Raw genomic sequence first — 17,510 nt, 5'->3', positions numbered from 1 at the left:
CCGAACCCCCTATTTGCTATCTAAATATTTCACTGCGGGTTTTACTTTTAAACGTCGGTAAATAATCGCACCAAGACCTGCTACAATGCCTATTATTGAAACAACCTGAGCTGAGCGTAAATCCCCTACTAAATACAGGCTATCTGTACGCATGCCTTCTATATAGAAGCGACCGATTGAATACCAAACTAAATAGCTGAAGAATATTTCTCCGCGGTTTAAATTTACTTTGCGTAATACTAGTAAAATAATTAGCCCAATGAAGTTCCAGACGGATTCATATAAAAAAGTAGGATGTACGTATGTTCCTAATTCTTCAATATACATTTGATTAATAATCCAATCTGGTAGCATTAGATGTTCTAAAAATTCACGTGATACTGGACCACCATAAGCCTCCTGGTTCATAAAATTTCCCCAGCGTCCAATGATTTGTCCAATTAAAATACTCGGTGCCGCAATATCTGCTACTTGTAAAAAGCTTATATTTCTTCTACGAGTAAATATGTAACCTGTCAAAAATGCCCCAATAAGTGCACCGTGAATAGCGATACCACCATTCCAAATTTCAATAATCCTCCCCGGGTTTTCACTATAATAATCCCAACGCATCGTTACATAGTAAATACGTGCACATATGATGGATATAGGAACAGCCCATAGTAATAAATCCGCAAGAAAATCCTCCGGTAGGCCCCTCTTAACAGCCTCTCTTTGTCCTACAATATAAGCTAATATAATACCCGATACAATCAGTAACCCATACCAACGAACAGGGATAGGCCCTAAATGGAAAGCAATCGGATTAATTTCTAGTAATAATAAATCCATCTTAAACTCCTCTCATCTTTTATATAGGCTATTGTATCCTATTAATGAACAATTAATCATCTAATTCATCCGCTGATGAGATCACCTCGTCTAATCGTCTAGAAAACTCTTCGGCTGCATTAACACCCATCTTTTTCAAACGATAATTCATTGCTGCTACTTCAATAATGACTGACACATTTCGTCCAGGTCTTACAGGAATCGTTAACTTCGTTAATTCCGTATCTATGATTTTCATTTTTTCTTCCTCTAATCCTAGACGATCATAGACTTTTTCTGGATCCCATATTTCTAGTTCGATTACCAATGTAATACGTTTATATGGCCGTACCGCACTTGCTCCAAAGAGGGTCATAATATCGATAATACCAATGCCTCGAATTTCGAGTAAATGTTCTAAAAGTGGTGGTGGACTTCCAATTAAAAAATTCTCTGACTCCTGACGGATTTCTACACAATCATCAGCCACTAAACGGTGCCCCTTCTTGACAAGCTCAAGTGCTGTTTCACTTTTCCCTACACCACTTTTTCCGATAATGAGTACACCGATGCCATATATATCCACCAAAACTCCATGAGCAGCAGTCATTGGTGCTAAGCGACCTTCTAAATAGTTAGTTAGCCTACTCGAAAATTTCGTTGTTGTCATATGTGTTTTAAATACAGGTACATGTTTTTCATTGGACGCCTGTATAAGTTCCTTCGGTACCTCTAAATCCCGGGAAATAATAATAGCTGGAGTATCTTGCGAACATAGTAGACGCATACGCTCCAGTTTCACATTTGCAGGTAGCATTTCAAAAAATGAAAGTTCTGTTTTTCCAAGCAATTGTACTCGATTTGCAGGATAATGCGTAAAATATCCCGCCATCTCAAGCCCAGGTCTTGAAATATCACTCGTAACAATCGTTCTTCCTATTCCTTCCTCACCAGCTAATAGATCTAACTTAAATTTCTCCATAACGTCTCTTGTTAATACTACGACCAATGTTTAGTAGCCTCCATTCAAAGGAATCGAATATGTTGTTTTGTCCCGTGTTAACTAGCAATCAGCATAATGATCGCCGTTTCACCTTATTTTAGCATGTCTATGTATAAAAGAAATGCATTTACACTCTGTCTACCTGGCTAAAATTTTCTACAAAATATAAAAAAACTAGCGGTTCTCCAGCCCGCTAGTTTCATTATTGTTATTTTTTAGTAGCTAACCATTTGGCAACTGCTTCTGCATCTGCACCTTTAACAACACCAGGAGGCATTGAACCTTTACCATTTTCAATAACATCTAAAATTTCTTTTTCTGTTAAACGAGAGCCTATATCGCTAATTTTGGGTGCATTTCCTTGACCTTGTAGTTCACCACCATGACAAGTAATACAAGATTTCATAGCAATTGTTTCTCCGTCTGGAGTAGCAGTTTTTGAACCTTCATTTGTAGTTTTACCTCCGCCACAAGCAGCTAAGAAGATTGCTGAACCAATCGCTAATGTTAACATTGCCTTTTTCATTAGGGCCCCTCCTCAAAGTAAATAAGTATCTTTCCCCGACATTATACCAAAATTATGCACGTTTGAAACCTTCTCCTAACACCTCATAAGCATTAGAAACGATCACAAACGCTGATGGGCCAACGTTTTTAATGAGTTGTTTTAGCTTTGTGAATTCTGTTTGGTAAACCACTACCATCAGAACTGGTCGCGCTTCCCCTGTATAGCCACCCATTGCAGGCAACTTTGTCACTCCTCGATTGATCTCGGCAAAATAGCATCACGTACCTCATCTTGTTTCATCGTAATAATGTAAACCATTTTAGACTGACTAAAGCCGAGCTGAATAATATCAATCGTTTTTATCGTGACATAAAGTCCAATCAGGGCATACAAACCTTTCTCTAAGTCAAAAACAATTGCTGCACTAATTGCGATAATCCCATCAATTAAAAGTACACTTGTACCAAGCGTTATTCCGGTATACTTTGTAATAATTTGCGCTAGTAAATCAGTGCCACCAGTAGAAGCATTCCCCTTAAAAACAAGTCCTATTCCTAAACCGACCACAATCCCCCCAAATAGTTCGCATTATGTATTAATAATCACCATAACGACGTGTGGTTGATTTCCGTTCCGACTGGGCGCTTTGTTGCTGCCGCTTCGCTTTCGCACAGAGCAAAGCTTCCTGGGGGTGTCCGATGAGCCGCTTCACTTCGCTGCAGGGTCTCGGGCCAACATGATGTTGGTCACGAAGGCGTTATCACAGGATGTGATGATTTTAGCCTTCGTTCCTCTATTACTGATCCCCGAGGAGTCGCCCAGTCTCCACTTCAATCAACTAAATAAATAGAAAACTTTCAAATGTATTACTACGTAATGATGAGCCTATTAAAAGCATAAAAAAAGCTACCTTAAAAAGAATTTTAAGATAGCTTATTTTTGACTTTTCACTAAAATATATACTTAACGGCTTATTCCACTAAACAAAAACAGTTTATGAATTCTTATTTTATAAAGACTTTTCTGCCCACTCCATGGCTTCATTGTATAAAAGATCAATGTTTGATAAATCAATATTGAGCTGAGGAGCTAATTTCTCTAATGTAGACCAATCTAACTTGCCTAACGCAGTACTGAATTCCAAATAAGGTGTCATTTCAGTCTGATTACCTAAAAGCGTTGCTGTAATGTCTTCTGAAAAAGGTAGTTGCTGTAAAATAACATTCACCGGTCTTTGCAACATAGTGTCTATTAATGAAAACATCCCAACTAAAAAATATTCAGAGAAGTTTTTCTTATAAGAAAGCTTGGCTAATTTCTCACAAACTTTTGCCCTAAATAAAGATGTACGCATGACTTCTTTAAAAATATCATTATCAGCATTCCTATCAATTTCTCTCATCGCCAATAAATAAATCCACTTTCGTAAATTTGGAACTCCGAGTAATATAATCGCTTGTTTTATCGAACGCACCTTGGATTTAGAACGCATCTCTGAATTATTAACCATATGCAATAATTTATACGTTAATGAAATATCACGCTCAATATTATCTGCTAATAACTGTATATTAGGTTCCTCTTCTTTTAACAGCGTAATAATATATAAATATTGAATCGTATTAGCAGGTATATCGGTTGCTGTAATTATTTGAGGTTGTTCAAAAAAATAGCCTTGAAACAATTCATAGCCAGAATGCTTCGCCACTTCAAATTGCTTACGTGTCTCAACCTTCTCAGCGAGCAATTTTATGTGAGGGAAATTTTCTTTCACTTTATTTTCAATTTCCATTCGCTCAAGTAATGGTGAAAATAGAAAGTCAACTTTTATATAATCGATATAAGTAAATAACTCATCATAAACTTGTACTTTATTATCCAAAATAAAATCATCTAATGCAATTTTAAACCCATAGGATTTTAGCTCCATAACTCTCTCAACTAACTGAGGTGTAATAGGGACATCCTCTAAAATCTCAATAACAACTTGCGATGGATTTATGTATTCATTTATAGGACTCATAAGCAAGTTTTCTGTAAAATTAACAAAACTAGGTTTTCCTTTTGTTACCTCTTCAATGCCAATTAAAAGAAATGAGTTTACTAGTACATCAATTGTGGCAGCATCTGAATCGACCATTGGAAAAGCATTCTCGTTTTTGCTGCGATATAATAATTCATATGCAACGATTTGTTCATGAAGGTTAAAAATTGGCTGTCTGCCGATAAATACTTCCATTTCATCGCCCCCATTTCTCCATTTTTAGTAGTATTATTATAGCATTTTTCAGTACTATCTGCTTCTCATTCAAGTAATTGTCTAAAAAATGACTAACAATAATTAACATTATATACAATAAGGTAATCGCCACATAGCATGGTGGATTTTCGTTCCGGCTGAAGGCATCCGATGAGCCACCATGACGCTATCCCCAAGGAGTCGCCTATTCTCCACTCCAATCAACCTATCCTCATTAATGACTTTCTAAAAAATCGTTACCCAAAACTCCAAATTACTCATATAAAATACTCTTCCCTTTTCCAATCTATCTTTTTCAAATTCACTCAATCCTTCCTTAAATAGATTTGTAAGTTATTTTCTTTCCAAGTGGACTTTTACCATTTTTCAATGTATAGTACATTACAACACTAATGCACTATATTTTGTAGCAACGAAAGGGGGTTTTTCGATGCACGTTCATCTAGATGGTACAACACCGATTTATATGCAAATTGCTGAATGGCTACAGCACGAAATCATTGCCGATCGATTACAGACAGACCAGAAAGTCTATTCACAATACCAGCTAGCTGAGTTATTCAATATAAATCCCGCCACAGCTGGTAAAGGATTGACAATTTTACTAGAAGAGCAACTTTTATATAAAAAACGTGGATTAGGCATGTTTGTCACTACTGATGCAAAGGAACGAATTTTATTGAAACGTCGAAACGAAATATTGACCAAAATGGCACAAGAGATCGTATTAGAGGCAAAACGTTTACTTGTATCTGATGAAGAATTGCTAGTGCTCATTCGAAAAACGCAGGAGGGATTGGAATGAATATTATTCAATGTGAGGAGTTATCTAAAAGCTTTGGACGTCGTCATGCACTGCAACTCGTATCCTGCGCTATTGATGCAGAAAAAATTATCGGCATTATTGGTCGCAACGGTGCAGGTAAGTCGACATTGCTGAATATTATTGCAGGCTACCTAAAGCCTACGACTGGTTCATGTAAAGTGTTTGATGAAAATCCCTTTAATAATATTAAAACAGCTGCCAATATGATTTTTATCGATGATCGATTAAGCTTCTCTGATTACTTGTCGCTCGAGGATATTCTGAAGATGGGGGCTGATTTTTATCCAAATTGGCAAAATGAGTTAGCTTATCGCATGCTCGATTATGCGGGTATAGATCTCACAGCAAAACATCAGCAACTATCTAAGGGTCAATTAGCAACCTTTAACCTTGTTTACGGATTAGTAAGTCGCTGTGCACTAACCATTTTAGATGAGCCGATGAATGGTATGGACGAAGCGATTCGTACAGATTTTTACAGAGCGATTTTAAAGGAATACCTAGCATTTCCACGAACATTTTTAATTACTAGTCACCATTTACAAGAGATGGAATCTATTTTAGAAGAAATTTTATTAATAGATGAAGGCTCTGTCATCGCCCACGCGCCATTGGATGAATTTAAGGAACAGCTCATATCACTTATCGGACCAAGTGATGCACTTGCGGATCTGCTATCTGAGACGGAAGTTTACGCTCAAAAGGTTGTGGCAGGAATGACCTCAGCAATAGTAGATACTAGTAAACTATTCGTCTCAGAAGAAATACTTCGAACAAAAGGCATCAAAGTATCAGCCCTTTCTGCAAGTGAAGTTTGCATGTATTTAACAAATAAAAAAGGAAGTGATATTGATGCAATCTTTGACTAATATTTCACTGAAAACTATTGTAAAAAAACAGGTGAAATGGAAAGCTCAATTATATATTTCTGCCCTTAGTTCCTTAGTTATTATACAAATCATTTTTGGCGTTTTACTCTCTAGATCTGGGAGTAGTACTACTGGTCTTTTACGGGGAAATTTAGATGTTCGATTCTCTACTTATTCACTCGATATGTTTCTTATTGTTTCAGCCATTTGGGCATTTATAGTAGGGCTTCTTTTTACAACAAAAGCATATCGTATTGATGATTTATCTGTTATTTCAAGTCGGATATCAAGCACCATTGCAAATATATTGGTCATGATTATATACAGTTTTATTGCAGTCTTCATTATGATTTCGACTTACTATTTACAAGTATTAGGGATATTGTTAGTGGAAAAGAAATCTTTTGTAATAGATAGTCTATTTATTTCACCATCAACATTCATATTATGTTTCAGTTCCATTTGTTTATTTAGCGCAATCGGCTTACTATTTGGTACTAGCTTTAAGGGTCCCGTAGTTATAAAAATATTTTTATCTACTTTTATACTGTTTAGCTTTATATACATTTTTATGGCACTAAATTCTATTAACATTAGTCCGCTAATGATGTTACCAAATCTTATGATTAGTGTTCTTTATTTGCTTGCGGCTCTACTATGCTTTAGCCTCACTATTTGGATTGCTAATAAATCGGAGGTGTCTCGCAAATGATAGCGACAACAATATTCTATTTTACTCAAATACTACTCGTAATTGCTATTTTTTTAATACTAGGTAAATTAGGTAAAAAAGCTAAAAATATTTGGACACCTAAGCGTATTATGATTTGCATTACCTGCTATATCGTACTTGGACTCACTGCCTTCATTTATATTACCTTTTTTTCAGAGTCAAAAATACCAGTTCTTTCTCCTTCTGAGCTTAAACAAGTTGAGAAAAAATTTGATCAAATCCAGAAGTATGATCAAGAATACAATTCTTCCTATTTAACTTCAGATTACAAAAAGAAAACATGGGAAATTAACTTTGAAGGAAATACATTACCTGTTGTAATAAATGATGACAATAATTTAAGCTTGAAGGTTCGACAACGTTATAATGACACTATTGAATCGTGGAAAGCTCTTGTTACCTATTATCAATTTCCTTTCATCATAAATGGTATCGATCTTTCAGACGAAGTACCATTACCTGACGTATACGTGGCACAAAATCAGTTATTTATTGAATCTCTTTCTAAACAACAAGTAAATTATTATCGTATAAAAGCAACATTAGGTACCTTAGATTTTATTCGAGAGGTAGGACGAGAACGGGACGAAATGGACTATTCCTATTCAAATATCTTAGTAATCGACATACCAAGGAGTACAGAACTAAAAGATACCCAAGGCCTTGTGCAATATATTGAATAGTAAAAAATGGATAAACACCAATAGTATGATATCAGCGACACAATCAACCCTCGTTATCGTGATGAGCAAAAAAAGACAGTCCTAAGTGATTTTTTATCACTTTTGGACTGCCCTTTTATTTTCTACTTGTTTTTGATTTAATAGCACCAATAACAGCTGGTACAACTGAAATTAAAATAATTAATATAAGAACCGTTGAGAAGTTATCTTTAATAATTGGAATATTACCAAAGAAATAACCTAGTAATGTACAGCTGAATACCCATAACACTGCACCTAAAACATTATACATAATGAAGTAGCCATACTTCATTTTACTAGCCCCTGCAACAAATGGTATGAATGTACGAATGAAAGGCATAAAACGTGCGATGACAATCGTTTTTCCACCGTGCTTATTAAAGAACTTTTCTGCAGCTTCCATACGTTCTTTTTTAACGACTCTACCAAGGAAGCTCTTTGGTGGAATGGATGTCCCTACTTTATGACCAATATGATAGTTCATCGTATCCCCTAAAATTGCAGCTGCTAAAAATACAGGGATTAATATCCACATGTTAAACGCGCCCATTGCTGCTGCCAATGTACCACTTGCAAAAAGCAAGGAATCGCCTGGTAGGAATGGGAAAATTACGACACCTGTTTCAACAAAAACGATTGCAAATAAAACGAAATAACTCAAATTACCAAACTCACGAATGATCTCTTCTAAATGCACATCAATATGCATAATAAAACTAATTAACTCTTTGATGAGTTCTATCATTTTTCCATATGCTCTCTTTCAATTTAATTTTCTAAAGGCTTTGACGTAGCTAGACATCAAAGGGTTCCATTCTTCTTGACGGTCTGTAGTATTACTTCTCCCTCACTATATGACAAGCCTTTAAAAAGTATGTAGATTTCATAAGTTTGATTTTATCACTTACAGACATCTACACTCAACTATTTAAATAAAGTGGTCATACTTTTTTACATTGCTGTAATGATGTAGTAATAAGAATTACAGGTGTGTTGATTAAGCATTTTTATACATTCGAATAAATTCGAAGCGGCTGATTTCCGCTACGGGCTACTCGCTTTCCTGCGGGCGAGCGTCGAGCCGCTTCCTCCGCTGCGCTCCGTGCAGGGTCTCGTCTGCCTCGCTTTCCCGCGGGAGTCGAGTAGCCCTACGCTACAATCAGTTAAAATGGGGATATATTAGCAAACAGCACAAAAAATAGATTTATTGCTTAATAATAAACCTATTTTTCCCTAATCAACACGCCTGAAAGAATTATCTTAGCTCCCACAAAAATTTTTTACAATCATAAAAAAAAAGCTACCAAATAGTAGCTTCTTTATTGGATTCATCACCAAAAGTTTGAGATGACATTGGTTAAAATGCATGCCATGTATATAAGTTGATTGGATGCTCTGCTCTGCGCGAAAGCGAAGCGTCAGCGGCAAATGTTTTATCTGTGCGAAAGCGAAGCCTCAGCAATTGTTTTATCTGTGCGAAAGCGTAGCGACAGCAACAACAAAGCGCCCAGTCGGAACGGAAATCAACCACACGTTATAGTGATGAGCATTTATTTTATACTTTTTCTTTTAATGAACGACGCAAAATTTTTCCTGTCGTATTTTTCGGTAATTCATCCAGAATCTCAATTACTTTAGGAACCTTGTATTTCACCATATGTTTTGCACAGTATGCGAGAAGATCTTCTGTAGAAGTTGCATCTTCATCTTTTAAGACAACATATGCATGAACTGCCTCACCTAAATTAGGATCTGGGAAACCTACAACTGCCGCTTCAACGATATTATTATGTGCAAAGAGTACTTCTTCAACCTCTCTTGGATACACGTTAAAGCCGCCTACAATAATCATATCTTTTTTACGGTCAACGATGTAGAAGTACCCTTCCTCGTCAACTTTAGCTAAATCCCCTGTGTATAACCAGCCATCACGTATAACCATAGCAGTTTCTTCAGGTAATTTATAATAGCCCTTCATAACGTTTGGCCCTCGTACAATTAGCTCCCCTACTTCGCCAACTGGCACTTCTTGTCCATTAACATCGACCACTTTATTTTCAACATTGGAAATGGATGCCCCAATAGAACCTGCTTTACGCTCACGATTCAATGGGTTGAAGCACGTTACCGGTGAAGCTTCTGATAAGCCATACCCTTCTGAAACACGCACATTAAATTTCTTCTCGAAATTATGTAGTAGTGCTACAGGTAAAGATGAACCCCCTGAAATCGCTAAGCGTACTGTTGAGAAATCTTCAGGGTTGCCTTCAGGTAATTGATACAAGAAATTATACATAGTTGGTACACCAGCGAAGACTGTTGCTTTTTGTTCCTTCGTAAATTTAAAGATTTCTGTTGGACTAAAACGTGGTACAAGTAGAATTGTTGCTCCACTCAATAAAGGTGCATTGACGACGACAGTTAACGCAAATACATGGAAAACTGGCAAAGTAGCAATAACACGATCATCAGCTTTATAGCCTAAATAATGCGCAACATCTCGTGCATTCGAATAGATATTGCCATGCGTCAGCATTGCACCCTTTGGAGTACCTGTCGTTCCTGAAGTATATAGAATAATTGCAATATCTTCGTCAGCTACTTCTACTGGTTGGCAAGAGTCTGATACACTAGCAATTACTTGTGAAAATAAATGAATTTTTGCCTTTGCCTCATCGGATAAAGTAGTGACTTTATCAGCAACATCTGCCGTTGTTTCACAAACAACAAATGTTTTTACTTTTGGAAAAGCATGTACACCCATTTCTACTAATGGAAGAAGTGCATCAAGTGCAATAACAGCTTTTACATCACCATTATGCAAAATATACGAAATTTCATCCGGTGTATAGATTGGATTAATCGGAATTGCCGTTGCCCCTATACTCATAGTTGCATATAACGAAATTAAATAATGTGGTGTATTGCCGAGTAAAAACGCCACATGGTCCCCTTTTTCTACCCCTAATTCTTGTAAGCCCTTTGCAAAGCGACCAACTGTCTGTTCAAACTCACCGTACGTAGTATCTTTCCCCATAAAATGATACGCAATCTTATCCGGTTGCTCTAATGCTTGTTGACGAACACTTGAAACTAAATTCAATTACACCATCCCCTTATCGTATCAATTTCGCCTTGGCGTAATTGCGTCCGGATTTTGAATTGTGCCTGCACATTTCATTCCTTTTAAAATCCGTGGCATCCGCCGGAGGCTTTATCTTCATTCAGTAGATGTATGGACATCCCTTAAAAAGGAATCACACCCAAATCCATCACACCACCTCAGAGGTAGGAGTCTACTACTGAATGAAGATAAAATGAATCATTATTCAGTAATATTATATAAGAAATATATCTAAAAAACAACGAAACTTTTTATCTCATGTCGTAAATTACGTCAAATAATTCATTTTTTTCTCTTTTACACATCTTGTTATGAACGAATATGCGAGATGTACCGCCAACGAATCAAGTAAAAATAGACTACTTGTATTAAAACAAAAAAGCTAAAAGATAAGACAACTTCTTTTACAATGGAAATATTAGCAATATCCTTCAAAATACCTTGAACCATAAGAAAAGCAAAGAGACTATGCATCATTGCAACACCCCATGGCAAGAAAAATTGTGGGAATAAATGACGATTCACAAGCTTTTTGAGCTCCGTATCTGTTAAACCCATTCGCTTTAAGACATCGAATTTACGCTTTTCTCTTTCAAGAGAAGTATGCAGTTTAAAGTAAACGAAGCTACCTGCTGCTAATAAAAATACCGTTGCTACTAAAACCCCTACTAATGTGAATAAAGAATAAGTAGCTAATATATAAGAATAATTTAATCCTGCATTTTCAAAGTAAAATGGGCTAAATCTATTCTTCTTATAAAAATATTGAGACGCTTCTAACGCATTTATGTCCTTGCCGATATCTTTCGTTTCTATCCACTGAGGAATATAGAAAGTAAATAAATGATAGATTGGCTGCTCAACGTTTTTATCGGTAATCGGCTTTTTGAGCTTTACAAAATCCTCATCGCTTATCACTATAGAATTAACACTAACAATAGACCCAGGGAATACTATTTTAGGATATACGCTATCAATGGTTATCGGGATAGAATTTTCCTCTAATACTGTATGCACAACTTTATTTTTTAGTTTGTTTAGAGACTCTTCCGAATATGGAATAAACACTGCCTCTCCTGGAGCCATATCAAGTAATGGGTAACTATAGGAAGAAAGCAATACATTCATATCTGATTCTCTAAACACCTCAACCTCATTGTGCGTATATGAAGAAGTTTGCTTGATAACAACAAAGCGAGATAGATGATAGGACAAGCCCTTTTCCTCTAATTCAATTCGTAAAGAGGCGATATGATTTCGCTCATATGGATTGTCGACATCTCCCTTATAGACAAGCCCTAGTGGATTTAAACGATCATATTGTATTGTATATGATGACATCGTTGCTAAAACACCGACTGATAAAAAGGCCATTGTTGACACCATCGTTACTACAAAAAACATTTTCACATTATCCATCATAATATGAGTTTGCTCGGCTAACGAAAGAAGGCGATAGCGTTGCCAATGAAATTTCCGTTTACCCCGTGCTTTATCTAAAAAGCAAGGTAATGAATCTCTGAAAAAATAATATGTTCCAAAGGTTGCTAAAAACGGGATTACTAATATTAAACCAATCAAAGATGTTTTCGCTACGATAATTGATAGTACGTATGTTGATAAAATAAGGGTAATACCAAATACAGCACGAATTTTTGAATAGGTTGAAACACTATTTAAATAGTCATTTCCCTTTAGGAGATCGCGCAATTTTCTTTCACGTGTAAAATATACACTAATAAAAGAAATGACTACAAAAGCACTTGTGAAGACACCAATCGTCAGCACAAAAGGCTGCCATGAAACATATAAGGGTAAACTATCTAAATGTAAAATTTCCCGAACAATCATGAAAAAGAACTTCGAAAACGAGAAACCAAATAGTATCCCGACAAAAATAGAACCAGATCCAATAATCATTGTCTCCAAAAAGACAAGCTTATTCATCTGGCGCTTTTCCATTCCTAAATGTAATAAAATTGCAAACTCATGTGATCTTGCCTCTAAAAAAGCACTCATCGAATAATATAAAAAGAATAATGTAAAAAGGACGAGTACGATTTCCGCACCAACCATCCCAATTAACGATGCCTCTCCTAAAATCCCACGTTCAATATCAGGATGAAACATGAGCATTGAATAGATAAAAAACACAGCCACAGAAAAAAAGCTTGCCATGAAAAAGGCACCGTATATACGGCTGTTCCGTACGACATTACGGTAAGCGAATTGTCGAAAGGTCACCTACTTGTCCTCCTCCTAGTAAGCTCAACACATTTAATATTCGCTGGAAAAACATTTGACGACGGTCATCTTTGTAAATTTCATTAAAAAATTCCCCATCCTTAATAAATAACACGCGATCACAGTAGCTAGCAGCAATTGGATCATGTGTTACCATGACAATCGTTGTTCGTTTTTCCTGATTGATTTTTGTTAAAAGTTCAAGTACATCACGCGAAGAATTCGAATCCAAATTTCCGGTCGGCTCATCTGCTAAAATGAGACTTGGATTATGAATAAGTGCCCGACCAATGGCCGTTCTTTGCGCTTGTCCACCTGATATTTCATTTGGGCGTTTATGCAAGAATGAAGTTAAATCGAGCTTTTCTACAATGCTTGCAAGACGCTCCTCCATTACTTCTAATGGCTGTTGGTCTAATGTCAGTGGTAACACAATATTCTCTTCCACTGTGAGCATATGCAAAAGATTAAAATCCTGAAAGACAAAACCAAGCTGCCTTCTTCTAAAGTAGGCTAACTCAGTTGCTTTCAGCGTATGAGGGTTCATGCCATCTAAAATGATTTCTCCACTCGTTGGTTCATCAATCGTAGAAATGATATTTAATAATGTTGTTTTTCCACTTCCTGATGGACCCATGACTGCTAAAAACTCGCCTTCCTCCACCTCAAAGCTTAGTTGATTTAACGCACGATGGGTTACTTTTCCTTCATACACCTTCGTTACGTCTTTTATTTGTAAAATAGGCATATCTTGTTCACCTTATTTCTTCATTAATTCCATAGATTCTGGTAAAAGCCACTGCAATACTACCTCAAAGCCAATTTGAAAATGCGGCTCCGTTAAACATTCAGCTGACTTATTACCATCCTCCTCCACTAGACTAAAGCAATGCGAACCAACAATTATATCCCAGGCATCCATTTCACCTTCAATTACTTCTCCACAAATCGTATAATGTCCACTGTACATCACTTGGTCACCTTCTACAGGAAAAGCGTTAAGTAAAGTTGGTTTATATAAGTCTAGCCCAAGCTTATTCGAAAAATGCATGACTTCTTCATTAAGAAAAAGACTAGCCTTACGGAAATTTTTGCAGGATAAACAATCACAAACATTGATATGCGATTCGTATAATGCCACTGTTTTTTCAGACTCTACATTTAAAACCCACTCATCTATAAGTACTTCTACCATTCCGGATCCCCCTAATTCGTAAACGTCACTGTAACAATTGTTCCTTTCCCTACCTCTGATGTAATGTTTAGTTCGTGACCGAGTTTTTCACAGATTTCTTTCGCTAAATATAAGCCCATCCCTGTGGATTCCCCAGTTTTACGCCCATTCTCACCAGTAAAGAAGGCTTTCGTGACACGAGAAAGATCGGAAGCAGGAATACCAATACCTTCATCACAAATGGCTAATTGTACGTGGTCATCCTTTTTAATGGCAGAAACCATTATTTTTTTATTTGCCTCAAATGTATATTTAACCGCATTGGTGACGAATTGCCCGATAATAAAACGAAGCCATTTTGAATCACTTGCTACGATAATATCATCCTCAATATGAATTTCTGGGAAGACACGCTTCGTAATAAATAAACGTTTATTTTCATTTACAGTTGCAGTAACAATCGTTTTTAAAGCAATCTGTTCTACTTGCATATCTTCTTCGAAATTTTCTAATCGAGCATTCACTAACACCATATCCAAGCCCGTACGCAAGCGGTCAATTTCCTCCTGTACATTCTTTTTATCGAGAGGACGTTCATCCTGTAATAAGAGTTCAATAACAGAAATTGGTGTTTTCATCTGATGTACCCATTGATTTATAAACTGATCATGTCGTTTTTGACCAGCATATAACGATTGAAGCTCGTGCTTATACAGTCGATATAATTCATGCATATATTTTTCAGCCTGTATCGCCTCAGGTGTTTTAGCATTTTTTTGCAATACATCCTCCATTGTTTTAGGAAGCTGCGATATTTTAATTAAATAACGTTGACGCATTAAATAGCGGATAAGTAAAAACGAGGCTAGTAACACTAAACTAATACAGAAGGAATATATAGCAGTATCAACATTTCGAAAGCCGTCCAACCAATACAAGACCATAATAAAACCGACTAATAAGAACTGGAATACAATGAACGATGCGTAATCACGCAAAAATAATTTCCAGCCCACTATAACTCACCTGCACTTAAAATAAAGCGATAACCTGCTCCACGTACCGTTTCTATAGAAGACATAATTTGATAATCAGCTAGCTTTTTGCGCACTCGTGTCATATTGACGTTCAACGTATTCTCATCGACAAATGCCTGATCGTCCCAAAGCTCTTCTAACAGTTGCTCACGCGTCACTACTTTTGGAGCATTCCCCATTAACAGTTCTAAAATGATACATTCTTTTTTCTGAAGTGGGATCTCTAAATCATGTTTATGAAGCTCCATTCTTTCTAAATGAAGAACAAGCTGTCCTTGTTTAATTGTCCGTTCTTCTTGTCTTGTTGCGTATTCACCATATGTACGACGCAAGTGACTACGGATTTTAGCCAGCACAATCTCATAATTAAATGGCTTCGTAATGAAATCGTCGCCCCCATTTTCTAGCGCAAAAATTTGATCCATTTCCCCAGAACGAGCGGAAATAAAAATAATGGGACAAGTTGTATGTTGACGTAGTTGACGACACCAATAGTAGCCATCGTACGAAGGTAAATTTATATCAAGCAACACCATGTGTGGATTAAATGCTGTAAATTCTTCAACGAGATGATCAAACTCTTTGATCGTTTCCACTTCGTATTGATATTTTCTAAGCGTTTCTGCGAGCAATGATGCAATCTTTACATCATCTTCGACAATAAATATTCGATGCTTCTCCATACCAACACTCCTTTCTATCTTATATTGTATCAAAAAAAGGCCCACTGACATAACTGTCAGCGAACCTTTTGTAGCAAAAGTTAACACGAATCGATTTATTAGAAATCATTTGTAGCTTATCATCAAAGCGTGAGGTTGATTTCCGTTCCGGTTGGCGCTTTCCTGGGGGCGTCCGATGAGCCGCTTCGCTTCGCTGCAGGGTCTCATCTGTGACGCTAATCCCCAAGGAGTCGCCACCCTCCACTTCAATCAACTAATTTGCATGGCATATGTTTTAACAAAATGTCATCCCTAATTTCCGATGATGGACCAAAATATATTGGAAAATCGCTTGCATAGCTCATACCAAAACATGGGGTTGATTTCCGTTCCGGCTGGGCACTTTCCTAGGGGCGTCCAGCCTTCACTCCAATCAACATTTAAACATCGCATATGTGTAACAAATGTCATCCTCTTCTTTTGATATTGAACCCTTAATAAGGACATTTGCCAATTTCTTCATAAGCTTCTCTTAATAAATTAATTGTAAAAACTCTTCTGTCGCAATTCCACCAAAGTATGTTGGTATATCAATATCCGCTAACGCATTAGCAATTGCAGTTCGATCATAGTTTGTCCCCACTAATCGTTGTTCCACATCTGTCATGTCACCCACACCGAAGAAATCACCAAAAATATGTGCTTCTTCAATAATTCCGTGATTCACCTCTAAGCGAATATCAATGCCCCCTGTTGGGAAGCGATGTGTTTTTTGAATATTAAAGCGTGGTGATTTCCCATAGTTCCATTCCCATGTTTGATAACGCTCTGCAGATAGCTTGTGGATATTTGTCCAGTCTTCCTCTGTTAGCTCATAATAGCGAATATTTTCTTCACCACCGAAAATGGATTTTAAAATTTCTAGACGGAATTCTTCGACTGTCATTTTATCCTTTAAGAACTCAGAAATATTAGCTACTCTTGAACGAATCGATTTAATGCCCTTTGATTCAATTTTATCTTTTTTCACCTTTAATGCAGATACAACAGCATCAATTTCTGTATCAAACATTAATGTACCGTGGCTATACATACGGCCCTTTGTAGAAAACTGCGCGTTCCCGGAAACCTTACGTCCTTCCGCTAAAATGTCGTTGCGTCCTGAAAGCTCCGCATGAACGCCCATTTTTGCAAGTGCATCGACAACAGGCTGCGTGAATTTTTTATAATTCATAAAGCTATCGCCATCGTCTTTAGTAATAAAACTGTAGTTTAGGTTCCCTAAATCATGATACACTGCACCGCCACCAGAAAGGCGTCGTACAACAATTATGCCATTATCCTCTACATAATCTGTATTAATCTCTTCGATAGTATTTTGATTTTTACCAATGATGATTGAAGGCTGATTTATGTAAAAAAGTAGCACTGGCTCTTTTTCTACATCCATCGTTTTCAATAAATACTCCTCAATGGCAAGGTTAATGCGTGGATCATGAATCCCTTTATTATCAACGAATATCATAAATTACGTTTCCTCCTTCACAAAATATCCA

At 36.7% G+C, this 17,510-nt stretch carries 16 protein-coding genes and 1 pseudogene; 4 read left to right on the top strand and 13 right to left on the bottom strand.

The genetic code is table 11. The annotated features are described in order from the left end of the window. Positions 1 to 9: 9 nt before the first annotated feature. From lgt to ACQKMI_RS23345, 5 genes and pseudogenes are all read right to left on the bottom strand, one after another. Complete coding sequence (gene lgt, locus ACQKMI_RS23365; protein WP_427492820.1) at positions 10 to 831, bottom strand: prolipoprotein diacylglyceryl transferase; 822 nt, start codon at positions 829 to 831, stop codon at positions 10 to 12. 52 nt (positions 832 to 883) lie between these two features. Beyond that, entirely contained in the window at positions 884 to 1,819 is a 936-nt protein-coding gene (gene hprK / locus ACQKMI_RS23360; RefSeq protein ID WP_323649812.1) for an HPr(Ser) kinase/phosphatase, read from the bottom strand. Positions 1,820 to 2,021: 202 nt separating this feature from the next. Next, positions 2,022 to 2,339, bottom strand: a complete 318-nt coding sequence (gene cccB / locus ACQKMI_RS23355; RefSeq protein ID WP_427492818.1) for a cytochrome c551 — start codon at positions 2,337 to 2,339, stop codon at positions 2,022 to 2,024. Between the two features lie 52 nt (positions 2,340 to 2,391). Then, positions 2,392 to 2,903: pseudogene (locus ACQKMI_RS23350) on the bottom strand (YitT family protein); the annotation flags it as partial. A gap of 427 nt (positions 2,904 to 3,330) precedes the next feature. Further along, positions 3,331 to 4,560: an EAL and HDOD domain-containing protein gene (locus ACQKMI_RS23345; RefSeq protein WP_427492816.1), complete on the bottom strand. Its 1,230-nt coding sequence runs from the start codon at positions 4,558 to 4,560 to the stop codon at positions 3,331 to 3,333. A 451-nt stretch (positions 4,561 to 5,011) separates the two neighbouring features. On the opposite strand from ACQKMI_RS23345, the gene ACQKMI_RS23340 reads away from it, so the two are divergent. Genes ACQKMI_RS23340 through ACQKMI_RS23325 form a run of 4 tightly spaced genes read left to right on the top strand, consistent with a single transcriptional unit; the run spans position 5,012 to position 7,692 of the window. Then, positions 5,012 to 5,386, top strand: a complete 375-nt coding sequence (locus ACQKMI_RS23340) for a GntR family transcriptional regulator (protein ID WP_427492814.1) — start codon at positions 5,012 to 5,014, stop codon at positions 5,384 to 5,386. Next, on the top strand, positions 5,383 to 6,276 hold the full coding sequence (locus ACQKMI_RS23335; protein ID WP_427492812.1) for an ATP-binding cassette domain-containing protein: 894 nt from the start codon (positions 5,383 to 5,385) through the stop codon (positions 6,274 to 6,276). Before ACQKMI_RS23340 ends, ACQKMI_RS23335 begins: the two co-directional genes overlap by 4 nt. Further along, positions 6,260 to 6,988 carry a hypothetical protein gene (locus ACQKMI_RS23330; RefSeq protein ID WP_427492810.1) on the top strand — a complete coding sequence of 243 codons (729 nt, stop codon included), beginning with the start codon at positions 6,260 to 6,262 and terminating at the stop codon, positions 6,986 to 6,988. The genes ACQKMI_RS23335 and ACQKMI_RS23330 overlap by 17 nt, the downstream gene beginning before the upstream one ends. Then, complete coding sequence (locus ACQKMI_RS23325; RefSeq protein WP_427492809.1) at positions 6,985 to 7,692, top strand: hypothetical protein; 708 nt, start codon at positions 6,985 to 6,987, stop codon at positions 7,690 to 7,692. Before ACQKMI_RS23330 ends, ACQKMI_RS23325 begins: the two co-directional genes overlap by 4 nt. 115 nt (positions 7,693 to 7,807) lie before the next feature. On the opposite strand, the gene ACQKMI_RS23320 is transcribed toward ACQKMI_RS23325, so the two are convergent. From ACQKMI_RS23320 to ACQKMI_RS23285, 8 genes are all read right to left on the bottom strand, one after another. Next, a complete protein-coding gene (locus ACQKMI_RS23320) occupies positions 7,808 to 8,455 on the bottom strand; it encodes a VTT domain-containing protein (RefSeq protein WP_427492861.1) in 648 nt (215 codons plus the stop codon). A gap of 813 nt (positions 8,456 to 9,268) precedes the next feature. Beyond that, positions 9,269 to 10,816, bottom strand: coding sequence for a fatty acid--CoA ligase family protein (locus ACQKMI_RS23315; protein ID WP_427492808.1), 1,548 nt, complete (start codon positions 10,814 to 10,816; stop codon positions 9,269 to 9,271). A 330-nt stretch (positions 10,817 to 11,146) separates the two neighbouring features. Next, the gene (locus tag ACQKMI_RS23310) at positions 11,147 to 13,081 is read right to left on the bottom strand and encodes an FtsX-like permease family protein (protein WP_427492806.1); all 1,935 of its coding nucleotides are present in this window, start codon (positions 13,079 to 13,081) and stop codon (positions 11,147 to 11,149) included. Next, a complete protein-coding gene (locus tag ACQKMI_RS23305) occupies positions 13,053 to 13,829 on the bottom strand; it encodes an ABC transporter ATP-binding protein (RefSeq protein ID WP_427492804.1) in 777 nt (258 codons plus the stop codon). Before ACQKMI_RS23305 ends, ACQKMI_RS23310 begins: the two co-directional genes overlap by 29 nt. A 12-nt stretch (positions 13,830 to 13,841) precedes the next feature. After that, positions 13,842 to 14,276, bottom strand: coding sequence for a hypothetical protein (locus ACQKMI_RS23300; RefSeq protein ID WP_427492802.1), 435 nt, complete (start codon positions 14,274 to 14,276; stop codon positions 13,842 to 13,844). 11 nt (positions 14,277 to 14,287) lie between these two features. Next, complete coding sequence (locus ACQKMI_RS23295; protein WP_427492800.1) at positions 14,288 to 15,271, bottom strand: sensor histidine kinase; 984 nt, start codon at positions 15,269 to 15,271, stop codon at positions 14,288 to 14,290. Continuing rightward, positions 15,271 to 15,975, bottom strand: coding sequence for a response regulator transcription factor (locus ACQKMI_RS23290; RefSeq protein ID WP_323649834.1), 705 nt, complete (start codon positions 15,973 to 15,975; stop codon positions 15,271 to 15,273). The genes ACQKMI_RS23295 and ACQKMI_RS23290 overlap by 1 nt, the downstream gene beginning before the upstream one ends. A 511-nt stretch (positions 15,976 to 16,486) precedes the next feature. Next, entirely contained in the window at positions 16,487 to 17,479 is a 993-nt protein-coding gene (locus ACQKMI_RS23285; protein ID WP_427492797.1) for a lipoate--protein ligase, read from the bottom strand. Positions 17,480 to 17,510 lie beyond the last annotated feature (31 nt).

Source organism: Lysinibacillus sp. NPDC097214, from assembly GCF_050277945.1.
GTDB classification, from domain to species: domain Bacteria; phylum Bacillota; class Bacilli; order Bacillales_A; family Planococcaceae; genus Lysinibacillus; species Lysinibacillus xylanilyticus_B.
The sequence above is the reverse complement of the archived record's forward strand: the minus strand, read 5'-3'. Positions and strand labels throughout refer to the sequence as shown.